The 13,644-nt window shown below is 70.7% G+C and carries 9 protein-coding genes; 7 read left to right on the plus strand and 2 right to left on the minus strand.

Features of this window, described 5'->3' with window-relative positions; all coding sequences use genetic code 11:
* Positions 1-22: 22 nt before the first annotated feature.
* Positions 23-2,614 carry an FG-GAP-like repeat-containing protein gene (locus Cs7R123_RS26060; protein WP_244872152.1) on the minus strand — a complete coding sequence of 864 codons (2,592 nt, stop codon included), beginning with the start codon at positions 2,612-2,614 and terminating at the stop codon, positions 23-25.
* A 272-nt stretch (positions 2,615-2,886) separates the two neighbouring features.
* Here Cs7R123_RS26060 and Cs7R123_RS26065 point away from each other — a divergent pair, with 272 nt between their 5' ends.
* From Cs7R123_RS26065 to Cs7R123_RS26085, 5 genes are all read left to right on the plus strand, one after another.
* Entirely contained in the window at positions 2,887-3,891 is a 1,005-nt protein-coding gene (locus Cs7R123_RS26065; RefSeq protein ID WP_212830337.1) for a LacI family DNA-binding transcriptional regulator, read from the plus strand.
* Positions 3,892-4,157: 266 nt separating this feature from the next.
* Positions 4,158-5,597 (plus strand): VCBS repeat-containing protein, encoded by a 1,440-nt coding sequence (locus Cs7R123_RS26070; RefSeq protein WP_212830338.1) that lies wholly within the window; start codon positions 4,158-4,160, stop codon positions 5,595-5,597.
* A gap of 47 nt (positions 5,598-5,644) precedes the next feature.
* The gene (locus Cs7R123_RS26075) at positions 5,645-7,762 is read left to right on the plus strand and encodes an N-acetylmuramoyl-L-alanine amidase (RefSeq protein ID WP_212830339.1); all 2,118 of its coding nucleotides are present in this window, start codon (positions 5,645-5,647) and stop codon (positions 7,760-7,762) included.
* Positions 7,759-9,825, plus strand: a complete 2,067-nt coding sequence (locus Cs7R123_RS26080; RefSeq protein ID WP_212830340.1) for a DUF4185 domain-containing protein — start codon at positions 7,759-7,761, stop codon at positions 9,823-9,825. Before Cs7R123_RS26075 ends, Cs7R123_RS26080 begins: the two co-directional genes overlap by 4 nt.
* 237 nt (positions 9,826-10,062) lie before the next feature.
* On the plus strand, positions 10,063-11,070 hold the full coding sequence (locus Cs7R123_RS26085) for an N-acetylglucosamine kinase (protein ID WP_212830341.1): 1,008 nt from the start codon (positions 10,063-10,065) through the stop codon (positions 11,068-11,070).
* A 149-nt stretch (positions 11,071-11,219) separates the two neighbouring features.
* Here the strand turns inward: Cs7R123_RS26085 and Cs7R123_RS26090 are convergent, their stop codons facing one another.
* Positions 11,220-12,113 (minus strand): DUF4437 domain-containing protein, encoded by an 894-nt coding sequence (locus Cs7R123_RS26090; RefSeq protein ID WP_212830342.1) that lies wholly within the window; start codon positions 12,111-12,113, stop codon positions 11,220-11,222.
* Positions 12,114-12,196: 83 nt separating this feature from the next.
* On the opposite strand from Cs7R123_RS26090, the gene Cs7R123_RS26095 reads away from it, so the two are divergent.
* Together Cs7R123_RS26095 and Cs7R123_RS26100 are read left to right on the plus strand one after the other, a co-directional pair.
* Entirely contained in the window at positions 12,197-12,757 is a 561-nt protein-coding gene (locus tag Cs7R123_RS26095) for a TetR/AcrR family transcriptional regulator (protein ID WP_244872153.1), read from the plus strand.
* On the plus strand, positions 12,754-13,497 hold the full coding sequence (locus Cs7R123_RS26100) for an arylmalonate decarboxylase (RefSeq protein ID WP_212830344.1): 744 nt from the start codon (positions 12,754-12,756) through the stop codon (positions 13,495-13,497). The genes Cs7R123_RS26095 and Cs7R123_RS26100 overlap by 4 nt, the downstream gene beginning before the upstream one ends.
* The last annotated feature ends 147 nt before the right edge of the window (positions 13,498-13,644 follow it).

Here is a 13,644-nt window from a genome sequence, read left to right on the forward strand (position 1 = left end):
ACCGGACCGACGGCGGTTCAGCTCAGAACGCGGTCTCCCCGGCCAGGCCGAAGAAGTCGTTCCACTTGGTCGCGGCGCCGAAGCCCGAGCCGGTGGACAGCGCCACCCACACGTCGGCGTCGCCGTCGCTGGAGAACGAGACGGCGTCGGCCTTCCCGTCGCCGTTGACGTCGCTCAGGTACGGGAACTGCCCCAGCGGCGCGAACGCGCTGTGCCACAGCTGCGCCGCCCCGAACGACGACCCGTTCGACAGCGCGACGTACACGTCGTCGCCGCCCTGCACGAACGCGACCGCGTCGGCCTTGCCGTCGCCGTTCACGTCGCCGACGCGGGGGGTCTGCCCACCCCAGGCGTAGGTGTCGTGCCACAGCACGCCCGGCCCGAACGAGGTGCCGTTCGACAGCGCCACGTACACGTCGCCGCTGGTGCCCTGGGTGAAGGTGACGATGTCGTCCTTGCCGTCGCCGTTGAAGTCGGCCACCGCCGGGAACTCGCCGGGCGGGGCGAAGAACTCGTGCCACTTGACCCCGGCGCCGAACGAGGAGCCGTTGGACAGCGCGACGAACACGTCACCGTTGCCGTCCTGGACGAACGTCATGATGTCGTCCTTGCCGTCGCCGTTGAAGTCGCCGACCGCCGGGGTCTCGACCGCCGGGGCGAACCAGTCGTGCCACTTGGTGCTTGCACCCAGGCCGCCCCCGTTGGACAGGGCCACGTACACGTCGCCCAGGGTGCCCCGGGTGAACGTGACGACGTCGTCCTTGCCGTCGCCGTTGAAGTCGCCGGTCAGCGGCGTCTCCCCCGGCAGCGAGAACATGTCGTGCCACTTCACCCCGCCGGCGAAGGAGCTGCCGGTGGAGGCGCCGACGTACAGGTCGGCCAGCGCGTTCTGGGTGAACACGACGGCGTCGTCCCTGCCGTCACCGGTCAGGTCGGTCGACGACCCGCCCAGCGGCATCCCGGCGTAGGTGCCGAAGTACACCTCCAGCTCGGCGATCGAGGTGAACGTCCGGGTCCCGCCCGGCGCTCCGATGATCCGTACGCCGTCGGCGTCGACCGGGTCGAAGCCCAGGGTGTACGTCTTGTACGGGCCCGCGGTGTTGTTGTACGGGTACAGCGGCGAGGTCTTCAGCCCGCGTACGTCGCTCCACACGTGGTCACGGCGCACCTGCACCCGCAGGTCGGCACCGAACCAGCCGCCGTCGGCGAACGTCGCGCCGCTGGTGAAGACGACCTTGTTGATCGCGTACCGGCGCGGCCACGTGTAGCCCCACCAGCTCGCGCCCTTGCGCTCGTCGTTCCAGTCGTCCTCGCTGACGCCGCGGTTCCCGTCGTTGTAGAAACCGTAGTTGCCGTAGTGCGCGACCCGCTCGACCGGCACCGTGCCGGGCTCGCGGGCCAGGTTGCGCGCCGGGTCGTAGGCGTTGGCCGCGCCGGTCGCCGTGTACGGCACCAGCGACATCGGCCGCAGCGAGTACGTGTAGACCGCCGTCCCGCCGCCGCCGCACGGGCAGACGTTGGACTGGAGCCACACCGACCGGCCGTCGGCGCTGATGTACTTCGACGGGATCGTGGTGGCGTAGCCGCCGTGCTTGGACGTGGTCCACGGATAGCCGCCGAAGTCCTTGGTCGCGAACGGTTTCCACGGCCCCCAGGGCGTGGGCGACTCGTAGAACTCGAACGTGTACTCGGTCCACGACGTGTAGAGGTAGCGGTTGAGCGGCTTGTCGTAGACCACGCCGCCCTGGCTGATCACGCTGAGGTTGCGCGCCTTGCCCGCCGTGTACACGTCGGGGTAGATGCGCCGGTCGTCGTGCAGCACCGCGACGCGGCGGCTGATGTCGGAGTTCCACTGCGGCGCGCCGCCGGCGTCGAAGCCGGAGACGAACTGCCAGGCCGACCGGGTCTGCACCGACGCGCGGGGCACCCGGGCCAGGTAGACGTCGACCGGGTCGGGCACCCGGTCGGCGAACGAGTCGCGCCAGTTGCCGTCCAGGCCGTAGGCGTACACGTAGCCGTCGACGGCGTTGGCGTAGTTCTTGCCGTAGTCCAGGAACATGATCGTGGTGAACACGCCGTTGCCGAACATCGGCGCCGACCGGTTCCAGGACCAGGTGCGGCCGTGGTCGGTCGAGCGGGCGACGGTCGCCGCGGGCGCGTCGTCGAAGTCCAGCGCCAGGTCCTGCACGGCCAGGTAGAGCGAGCCGTCGGCGCAGGCCATGCCGGTGGGCTTGCGGGTGTGGTTGGCGGTCCAGACCTGCCCGACCTGGTCGCCCATGGCCAGCGTGGTGCCGGCCAGGGAGCCGGGCATGCCGGTGATCCGGTTCACGCCGATGTCGGAGAAGTTCGGGCCGAAGCCCTTGCCGTCGCCGTGGGCGGCGTAGACGTTGTCGTCGTCGGACCAGCAGTTCGCCCACAGGTCGCCGTCGCCGTTGGCCTGGGTGGTGGCATGGCTGGCGATGCTGGTGGTGGCGAAGAACGTGCTGGCCGGCGGGGTGTAGGCGACGGGCCGCAGCAGCGGCGCCGGGGTGGCGGAGAAGGAGGCGGCCGCGACGCTCGCGGCCACCAGGGCGACCGTGAGCACGGTCGGCAGGAGCTGGGGTTTCAGTCGCATCGCACCCTCCCGGGGACGGTTGTTCGGCGTCCGGAGGCGAAGATCTGCTCAGGACGGTTCAGGAAACGCGGTATGAGCAATCGATTTCTTGTCGGGAACGTACATCGACCAAATATCATCGTCAAGACACCGCTTCAGCGCGGTGGAAATCTTCGCAAACCTGGGAATCGATTTCTCCTGCTAGGCTGCGCACAGCCCGACAGCCGTAGCGACACCGTCACCGAGGATGATGTCGACCGGTGCAGGGCGTCCGCGGCCGAGAGCGAGGAACGATGGCGACCATCTACGACGTGGCCAGGCAGGCCGGAGTCTCGGCCGCGACCGTGTCCCGGGTCGTCAACGGCCGGGCCAGCGTCGACGCGGGACTGGCCGCCCGGGTGCAGCAGGCCATGCGCGAGCTGGACTACCGCCCCAACGCCCTGGCCCGCAACCTGCGCCGCCGCCAGACCAGCATCTGGGCCGTGATCATCTCCGACATCGGCAACCCGTTCTTCACCGCCATGGTCCGCGGCATCGAGGACGTCGCCCAGGGGGCCGGCTACTCGGTGGTGCTCTGCAACAGCGACGAGGACCCGGCCAAGGAGGCCCGCTACGTCAACGCGGCCCTGGAGGAGCAGATGGCCGGCGTGATCATCTCGTCGGCGGGCAAGGCGGCCAACGTCAACCGGCTGATCGAGGCCGGGACGCCGGTGGTCGCGATCGACCGCGAGGTGCGCGGCGCCGCCGTCGACACGGTTCTGGTCGACAACGAGCACGGCGCCGAGCTGGCCGTAGAGCACCTGATCGACGCCGGATACCAGCGCATCGCCTGCATCGGCGGCCCCCGCAAGCTGCCCACCGCCCAGCAGCGCCTGCGCGGCTACCAGCGCGCGCTGCGGGCGCACCGGCGCCCGGCCGAGGACGACCTGGTCCGCCACGGCGACTACCGGCAGGAGGGCGGCTACCAGGCGATGGCCGCGCTGCTGGAGGAGGTCGCCCGGCCGGACGCGATCTTCGCGGCGAACAACCTGATGACGATCGGCGCGCTGGAGTGCCTGGCCGACCGCGGCATCAGCGTGCCGGAGCAGATGGGCGTGGTGGGCTTCGACGACATCCCGTGGGCGCACCTGGTGCGGCCGTCGCTGACCACGGTGGCGCAGCCGACCTACGAGCTGGGCCGCACCGCCGCGCTGCTGCTGGCCGAGCGGATCGCCGAACCGTCGCGCCCACCGTCGACGGTCACGCTGCGTACGGAACTGAAGGTTCGCAACAGCTCCACCCGGCCGTCCATCTCTTGAGGACGGCTGTACCGGCCCCGAGCTGCCGGAACCAAACATAGGGTGATCCAATCACCACCTGAATGAAAAAGATTTACTTGACGGCGCTTCTGAGCGGTTGATAATTTCGCGAGCACGAAATTCACCGCCATCCATCACGCGCCGCACCGAACGCGTCGGTATGCGCGCACGGCACATCCCGTATCACCTGGTCACAGGCCGTTCTGAGCGGACGGTCAGCCGAACCTGCCCGCACCGTGGCGGGCTTCCCCCAACCAGGAGCGGCCATGCGACGAAAGCTCGCGATCCTCCTCACCCCCCTACTGATCGCCCCCATCCTCGCAGCGATCGGCCTCGCCTCCCCGGCGTCGGCCGCCTGCACCTCCATCCCGGCCACCGCCGACCCGTCGGTGCTGGTGATCGTCTACCGCGTCGGCAAGGTCAACAACGTCAACGACAAGGTCATGCTCTCGGGCTTCGAGACCGGCTGGGTCGAGTCGCACATGAACAACCTGCCGTGCGGCGACAAGACCTCGCTGGGCGTGTTCCAGCAGCGCTACGACTACGGCTGGGGCACCCCCGAGCAGATCATGGACCCGGTCTACTCGGCCACGCAGTACTTCGTCCGCGCCATCGTGTGCGACCGGGACCACCCGGGCCACACCACCGGGCAGGTCGCCCAGTGCGTGCAGCGCTCGGGCTTCCCCGACCGCTACGACCAGGTCCAGGGCACCGCCGGCGGCCTGCTGGCCACGGCCCGCCGGGCCGCCGAGATCCACGCTGGCTCGCCCACGGACTTCAACGGCGACGGCAAGGACGACATCGTCACGTTCAACCAGGGCACGCTGGCCGACGTGTACGTCTCCACCTCGACGGGCACCGGTTTCACCGGGACCTCGGTGAAGTGGAACGACTTCTTCTCGGTCGGCGGCGAGACCCCGCTCACCGGTGACTTCAACGGCGACGGCAAGGACGACGTCGTCACGTTCACGCACGGCAGCGGCACCGCCGGAGACGTGTACGTCGGCCTTTCCAACGGCGCCGGCTTCCTCGGCGGCGCCAAGTGGAACGACTGGTTCGCCCCCGGCGCCGAGATCCCCGCCGTCGGCGACGTCAACGGCGACGGCAAGGACGACATCGTCACCTTCACCCACGACGCCCGCGGCGACGTGTACGTGAGCCTGTCCACCGGCAGCAGCTTCACCGCCGGGGCCAAGTGGCACGAGTTCTTCGCCCCCGCCGGGGAGTACCCGGCCGTGGCCGACGTCAACGGCGACGGCAAGGCCGACCTGATCACCTTCACCCAGGGCCCGGCCAGCGCCGCCGACGTGTACGTGGCGCTGTCCAACGGCTCGTCCTTCGGCGCGGGCGTGAAGTGGCACGACCTGTTCGCGGTCGGCAGCGAGCTGCCGCGCGTGGGCGACGTCAACGGCGACGGCAAGGCCGACATCGTCACCTTCACCTGCGACGCCAACGCCGACGTCTACGCCGCCGTCTCCAACGGCAGCGCCTTCGTGGGCACCACCGCCAAGTGGAACGACTTCTTCTGCGTCGCGGGCGAGTTCCCGTACCTGGCCGACGTCAACGGCGACGGCAAGGACGACGCCGTGGTCTTCACCAAGGGCGGCACCAACGACGTCTACGTCGGACTGTCCACCGGCACCGGGTTCCTCGGCGGCGCCAAGTGGCACGACTTCTTCGGCCTCAACGGCGAGACCACGCTGTGAACCGCTCCACCCGATCCGCGACCACCCCTCGCGTACTGGAGGAATCCGTGACACCCCTGCCCTTCCGGCGGGCCCGCGCAGCGTCGCTGCTCGGTGCCGCCCTCGCCGGCGCGCTGCTGCTGTCCGCGGCACCCGCCGTCGCCAAGCCGGCCCCGGCCACCGGGCTCGGCGCCGTGTTCACCGCGGCCGCCACGTCCTACGGCGTGCCCCGGGACGTGCTCGTCGCCGTCGGCTACGGCGAGACCCGCCTGATCGACCACGACGGGCTGCCCAGCCAGGACAACGGCTTCGGCATCATGCACCTGGCCACCAACCCGTACAACCACAGCCTGGAGCTGGCCTCGCAGCTCACCGGGCTGGACCAGGCCGTGCTGAAGAGCGACGCCAGGGCCAACGTCAAGGGCGCGGCCGCGGTGCTGCGCTCGTACGCGGACAGGGCGGGCCTGACCGCCGCCGACCGGGCCCGCACCGGCGCCTGGTTCCCGGCCGTGGCCGCCTACGCGGGCGCCACGAACGACGCCACCGCCAAGCTGTACGCCGACTACGTCTACCAGCTCGTACAGAAGGGCATGAGCGCGCAGACCGTCGGCGGCACCGTCACCACGGCGCCGAACAAGGTCCGCCCGGAGCAGGGCCGCTACGCCGCGATCGCGATGGCGGGCGAGCAGTCGACCGCCCGCCCGCAGAGCGCCGCCAGGAGCGCCCCGCAGGGCGCGGCGGCGCTGGCCGCGGCCGTCCCGCAGTACCCGGCGGCGCACTGGATCGCCGCCAACGGCAACAACTACGCCGCCGGCCGCTCCGCGGCGATCACCACGGTCGTCATCCACGTGATGCAGGGGTCGTACAGCAGCTCGATCAACTGGTTCCAGAACCCGTCGGCGCAGGTCAGCGCACATTACCTGGTGCGCTCCAGCGACGGCGACATCACCCAGATGGTGCGCGAGGAGGACACCGCCTACCACGTGCGGTCCGCCAACTCGTACGCCGTCGGCATCGAGCACGAGGGCTTCATCGACAACCCGTCGTGGTTCACCGACGCCATGTACCGCTCGTCGGCGAACCTGACCCGCTACCTCTGCGAGAAGTGGGGGCTGCCGAAGTCCCGTACCAATATCAAGGGCCACAACGAGATGCCGGGCAACGACCACACCGACCCGGGCCCGAACTGGAACTGGAACTACTACATGTCGCTGGTCACCGCCGGTGGCAGCGGCGTGACGCCGGGCGGCTCGCCGACCGACTTCAACGGTGACGGCAAGGACGACATCGTCACGTTCAACCTGGGCAACCTCAACGACGTCTACGTGGCGACCTCGACCGGAGCCGCCTTCGCGGGCACCTCGGTGAAGTGGAACGACTTCTTCGGCCTCAACGGCGAGAAGCTGCTCACCGGCGACTTCAACGGCGACGGCAAGGACGACGTCGTCACGTTCACCGGCGGCACCCTCGGCGACGTCTACGTCGGCCTGTCCACCGGCACCGGGTTCCTGGGCGGCGCCAAGTGGCACGACTGGTTCTCGCCGGGGGCCGAGATCCCGGCGGTCGGCGACGTGAACGGCGACGGCAAGGACGACATCATCACGTTCACCCACGACGCCCAGGGCGACGTGTTCGTGGCCCTGTCGAACGGCAGCTCGTTCGGCGCGGGCGTCAAGTGGCACGAGTTCTTCGCCCCCGCCGGGGAGTTCCCCGCCGTGGCCGACGCCAACGGCGACGGCAAGGCCGACATCATCACGTTCACGCAGGGCCCGGCGACCGCGGCCGACGTGTACGTGGCGCTGTCCACCGGCTCGTCGTTCGGCGCGGGCGTCAAGTGGCACGACCTGTTCGCCGTCGGGGCGGAGAAGCCCCGCGTCGGCGACTTCAACGGCGACGGCAAGGCCGACATCGCCACCTTCACCTGCAACGCCGACGCCGACGTGTACGTGGCCCTGTCCAACGGCAGCAGCTTCGTCGGCACCACGGTGAAGTGGAACGACTTCTTCTGCATCGCCGGGGAGTTCCCGTACGTGGGCGACTACAACGGCGACGGCAAGGACGACATCGTCGTCTTCACGAAGGGGTCGACCAACGACGTGTTCGTGGGCCTGTCCACCGGCACCGGGTTCCTCGGCGGCGCGAAGTGGCACGACTTCTTCGGCCTGAACGGGGAGACCACGCTGTGAGAACGACCCGGCTCCCGATCGCCGCGACCATCGCGGCGCTCGTACTGGCCGGGCTGGGCGGGGCGGCTTCGGCCGCCCCGTCCGGGGTTTCCGGCCCGAGCCCGGCCGCGCTGACGGTCACCGGCCCGGCCGAGAAGGTCGCCAAGCTCACCGGCCCCGGCTCGATCAACGCCACCGACACCAGGTGGCAGCTCAAGGCCACCGACCTGGGCATCATGTGGGACAACGGCAACGGCCAGGTGCTCACCGTCTTCGGCGACACGTTCGGCAACGGCTGGACCGGCCCCGGCGGTGGCGTCGGCAACGGCGCCACCATCGACTGGCGCTGCAACACGCTGGTCCGCAGCGCCGACCGCAACCTCGCCGACGGCATGACCTTCGACAGCGCGGTGCTGGACCGGGCCGGGCACGCCGGCACGATCCTGCCCTGCAAGCAGATCGACAACAACGAGATGACAGTCATCCCGACCGCTGCGATCTCGGTGGGCAGCCGACAGTTCATCCACTACATGTCGGTCAACCACTGGGGCGACGCGGGCCGCTGGTACACCAACTACAGCGGCATCGCGTACTCCGACGACAACGGGCAGACCTGGATCAAGGACGCCGACGCCCGCTGGCAGAACACCCCCGCCTGGGACAACCGGTTCCAGCTGGGCGCCATGCTGCGCCAGGGCGGCTTCGTCTACCTGTACGGCACCATGAACGGCCGCTTCGGCAACACCTGGCTGGCCCGGGTGCCCGAGGGCTCGGTCCTGGAGCCGACGGCCTACCGGTACTGGAACGGTTCGGCCTGGGTCACCGACCAGTGGGCCACCGTCCCCGTCGCCACCGGGCCGGTCGGCGAGCTGTCGGTGATCTACAGCCGCTACCTCGGCCGGTTCGTGATGACGTACCTCAACGAGAGCCGGGGGGCGCTGGTGCTGCGTACGGCGCCGACGCCGACCGGCCCGTGGAGCGCCGAGGAGGTGCTGGCCACCACGGCCCAGTACCCGGGGCTGTACGGGGCGTTCATCCATCCCTGGTCGGCCGACTCCGACAGCCCGTACCTGTATTTCACGATGGCGCAGTGGGATCCGTACAACGTGTGGCTGATGCGGACGAAGCTCACCGGCGGCGGCATGTTCGCCCGCTCGTCGACCGACTTCACCGGCGACCACCGCTCCGACGTCATCACGTTCACCCAGAACGACCTCGGTGACGTGTACGTCGCCCCGTCCACCGGCGGCGCGTTCGCCGGGGGCGGCAAGTGGCACGACTGGTTCGCCCCGTTCAACGAGACCGCGCTGACCGGCGACTTTAACGGCGACGGCCGCGACGACATCGCGACCTTCACCCACGCCCCGCTCAACGACGTCTACGTGGCCCTGTCCACCGGCTCCGGCTTCGGCGCCGGGGCGAAATGGCACGACTGGTTCGCGGGCGGCAACGAGATCCCGGCGGTCGGCGACGTGAACGGCGACGGCAGGGACGACATCGTCACCTTCACCCACGACGGCGAGGGCGACGTGTACGTGGCCCTGTCCAACGGCACCTCGTTCGTGGGCACCGCGGCCAAGTGGCACGAGTTCTTCGCCCCGTGGGGCGAGTTCCCGGCCCTCGGCGACGTCAACGGCGACGGCAGGGACGACCTGATCACGTTCACCCAGGGGTCGACCGACGACGTCTTCGTGGCCCTGTCCACCGGGACCTCGTTCGGCGCGGGCCAGAAGTGGCACGACTTCTTCGGCCTGACCGGCGAGTCCCCGCGCGTCGGCGACGTCAACGGCGACGGCCGGGACGACATCGTGGTCTTCACCTGCGACACCAACGCCGACGTCTTCGTGGCCCTGTCCACCGGCACCGGCTTCACCGGCACCACGGCCAGGTGGAACGACTTCTTCTGCACCGCCGGAGAGTTCCCGTACCTGGCCGACGCCAACGGCGACGGCAAGGACGACATCCTGGTGTTCACCCAGGCCGCCACCAACGACGTCTACGTCGGCCTGTCCAACGGCACCTCGTTCGCCGCAGGCGTGAAATGGAACGATTTCTTCGGCCTGACCGGCGAGCGCGAGTTCTGACACCCCGCCGACGCGAAGACCAGCCGACGTGAAGACCAGCCAACTTGCCGGGCAATCGGGCGCCTGCGGCACCCGCATTCGCCCGATTGCCCGGCAACTCAGACGGCCCTGGCCCGGGGCTCGCGGACGGAAGACGCGAGCCTGCTGACCGGTGGTCGAGGACCGCAGGCCGGCGACGAGGCCCGCCTGCGGCATCATGCATTCGGCGGCGGTACGACCAGAGTTGAGGAGCCAGCCATGGACACGGTCGTGGTCGGGGTCGACGGCGGCGGCACCCGCACCAGGTGCGTGGTGGTCGACGGGGACGGCCGGGTGCTGGGCCGGGCCGAGGCCGGCGGTGCCAACCCGCACAGCTCCCCCGATCCGGTCGGCGCCCTCACCGACGCGGTCCGCACCGCCGTGGCCCAGGCCGCCGGGACCACGCCCGGAGTCGCCGCGCGGGTGGCGACCGGGGTGTTCGGGCTGGCCGGAGCCGGTGGCGCCGGGCACGCCGACGCGCTGCGGCGGGCCGCCGCCGCCTGGCACGCGGCCGGGCTGGCCGGGACCCCGGAGGTGGTCGGCGACCTGGTGGTCAACTTCGCCGCCGGTACGCCCGAACCCGAAGGGCTGGTCCTGGTCGCCGGCACCGGCGCGATCGCCGGGCGCATCGCCGACGGCGCGGTCGTACGCCGCTGCGACGGGTACGGCTGGCTGGTCGGCGACCGCGGCTCGGGCACCTGGCTGGGCCGGATGGCGGTCACCGCCGCGCTGGACGCCCTCGACGGCCGCGGCCCGGACACGGTCCTCACGCACACCGTCCCCGCCGCGTTGCTGGACGGCCCCTTCCCGGCCGCTTTCGAGCCGGGCGGCGCCGACGCCCACGCCCTCGCCCAGCGGCTGATCCGGGCCGTCTACGGCGCCCCACCCGCGACCCTGGCCAGGCTGAGCCCGGTCGTCGACGCCGCCGCCCGCGCCGGTGACGCCACCGCCCGCCTGATCGCCGCCGAAGCCGCCGACCATCTCGTCGCCTCGGTGGAGGCCCTGGCACCCCAGCCCGCTGAACCGCTCGTCTTCGCCGGGGGCATCCTGACCGGCCCCACCCTGGTCGCCGAGCTGGTCACGGCCCGGTTCGCCGGATCGCACCCGCCCCGAGCGGTATCAACGGCCGGGCCCGGCGAGCTCGGCGCCGCGCTGCTCGCGCTACGCCGCACCGGCCTGCCCGCACCCGACCTCACCCGCGTCCACACCGCCCTGCTCCCGGCGTGACCGCCAGCGGTCCCCTACCTCCGGCAGCGACCGCCTCTCCCGCGAAGATCGGCGTTTCCGGTCATCTTCTGCGCTTCAGCGCGACATCGTGACCGGAAACGACGATCACCCGCCCCACCCCGCCCCGCGCCAACCGGCGGGGGGCTCTGTCACTGGTAGGTCGGGTCGCTCCAGCGGCCGATGCTGCGGGAGCGGACCGGCTCGACCAGCCTGGGCGCGGCGCTGTGCGGGTTGGCGGGGCCCCAGTTGGTGGCGTCGCCCTGCACCACCACCCGTGCGTTGTCGGTGTACCAGTCGACCAGGTCGCTGTCGGAGCGCACCAGCCAGGTGCAGCCCACCTCGTCCCCGGCGGTGAAGTCGCCGTGGCGCACCAGCGGCGGCCGCCAGAAGTACGTGCCCGGCCACATCTTGCCGAAGTTGTAGTCGAACGCGCCCTCGAGGCAGTACGCCTCCTCCGAGCAGGGATGGTGAGCCAGCGGCACCTCGCGCCAGCCCGGCTTGGCCTTGATCAGCCGGGTGTAGAAGCCGGTCTTCTCATCGCGGTGCAGCAGCTTGATGTACAGGCCGGGCACCGGCGTGCCGCCGAGGTCGAAGCGCATCGGACTGCCGTCCTTGACGTCGATCCACGGCATCTGCGCGCTGTCGAGCACGACCAGGACCTGGTCGGGGCGGACGAACTCGCGGTCGGCGTCGGCCAGGTCGAAGTGCCAGTCGCCGTACTCGCGGTACAGCAGGATCTCGGTGCCCGCGGTGACGGTGACCGCCGGGGTCCACACACCCTTCGGGGCGGTCCAGTAGCCGTGTTCGCCCAGGGTGGTGTCGCCGATGGTGATCTGTCCGGACAGGACGTACCACTCGGTGTCGGCGTGGTGCACCCCGGCGGGCCGCGACCAGTCGCTGGTGAACCGGACCTTCAGCGAGGCGGAGCCGTCCTCCTCGTCGTAGCTGAGGTTGCGCTGTTCGGCGCTGCCGCTGGCGTGCTGGAACTCCGCGACGTGCCAGATGAGGTCGCGTTCATCGATGATCTCCACGTGCGGGCGCATGGCTGCCTCCTCCGAGCGGTGACAATTTCCAGTGCGGAATGTATCGGTTAACTTTTTCAAGTACAAGATGTAGCGTTAACCCCGTGAACCGACCTGGCCGCCCCACCGGGCCCACCTCCGACACCGCGACCGTGGTGCTCACCTCGGCGCTGGAACTGCTGCTGTCCGAGGGGGCCGCCGCGCTCACCGCCCAGCGCCTGCACCAGTCCACCGGCGTGTCCCGCTCCACGATCTACCGCCACTGGCCCACCCCGGCCGCGGTGCTGGCGGCCCTGATCGAGGTCGCCCCGCTGCCGCCCGTCGAGCCCTCCGGCGACCTGGCCCGCGACCTGCACGCCGAGGTCGACCTGCTGTGCAACCGGCTGCGCGACCGGCCCGTCGGCGCCTTCCTGCAGGCGCTCGTCGTCGCCGCGGCGGCCGACCCCGGCGCCGCCGAACTGCGCCACCGGTACGTGAGCGACCTGCTCGAACCGTTCCACGCCGTGCTGCGCGCGGCGGGCGTGCCCGCGACCCAGCGCGAGGACGCCGTCGCGATGATCGCCTCACCCCTGCTGCTGGACGCGCTGCTGCTGGACCGGCCCACCGCCCGTACCCGCGCCCACCGCATCGTCGACGACGTCGTGCAGCGGCTGGCCCGCGCATGACCAACGCCGTCGGGCCGCGCGCCGTCTTCGGCGTCATCGTGCCCAGCACCAACACCGTCGTCGAGCACGACTACTGGACCGCCCGGGTGCCGGGTGTCGCCTACCGGGCCGGCTCGATGCACATCCCGAACCCGGTGATGGGCGACGACGAGGATTTCCAGGCGCTGCTCGGCCAGATCCGCGCCTCGATCGACACCGCCGTGCGCGACGTGCTCACCGCCGAACCCGACCGCATGGTCATGGGTATGTCCGCCGAGACGTTCTGGGGCGGCGTCGAGGGCAACGCCGCCTTCGAGCAGCGGCTGCGCGACCGCACCGGGCTGCCGGTCACCACGGGCGCGAGCTCCTGCCGGGCGGCGCTGCGGGAACTGGGCTGCCACCGCATCTCCGTCTTCTCGCCGTACCAGCCGATCGCCGATCGCGAGGTCGGCCGGTTCTTCACCGAGGCGGGGTTCGACGTCGCGGCGATCACCGGCCTGCGCTGCCCGACCGCCATGGACATCGCCCGCGTGCCCGACGACCGGCTGCGCGACACCGTCGCCGCCCTCGACGGACCCGACGTCGACGCCGTGGTCCAGGTCGGCACCAACCTGTCCTTCGTACGCCTCGCCGACCAGCTCGAACAGGAACTGGGCAAGCCGGTGATCGCGATCAACGCCGCCACCCTCTGGCACGCCCTGCGCGAACACGGCCTCGACGACCGCCTCCCCCAGATGGGACGCCTACTCCGCGACCACTGACCAAGACCCGCCCCCCGCTCCGAAGATCGGCATTGGCGGTCATTCAGTGCATCCCAGCACCACATTCCGACCTGAAACGACGATCACCCCGCCCCTCCGCCATCACCACAACCATCGCGCCGCAACCCGATCCGGATCATCCTCCCG

Source organism: Catellatospora sp. TT07R-123, assembly GCF_018327705.1.
Taxonomy (GTDB): Bacteria; Actinomycetota; Actinomycetes; order Mycobacteriales; family Micromonosporaceae; genus Catellatospora.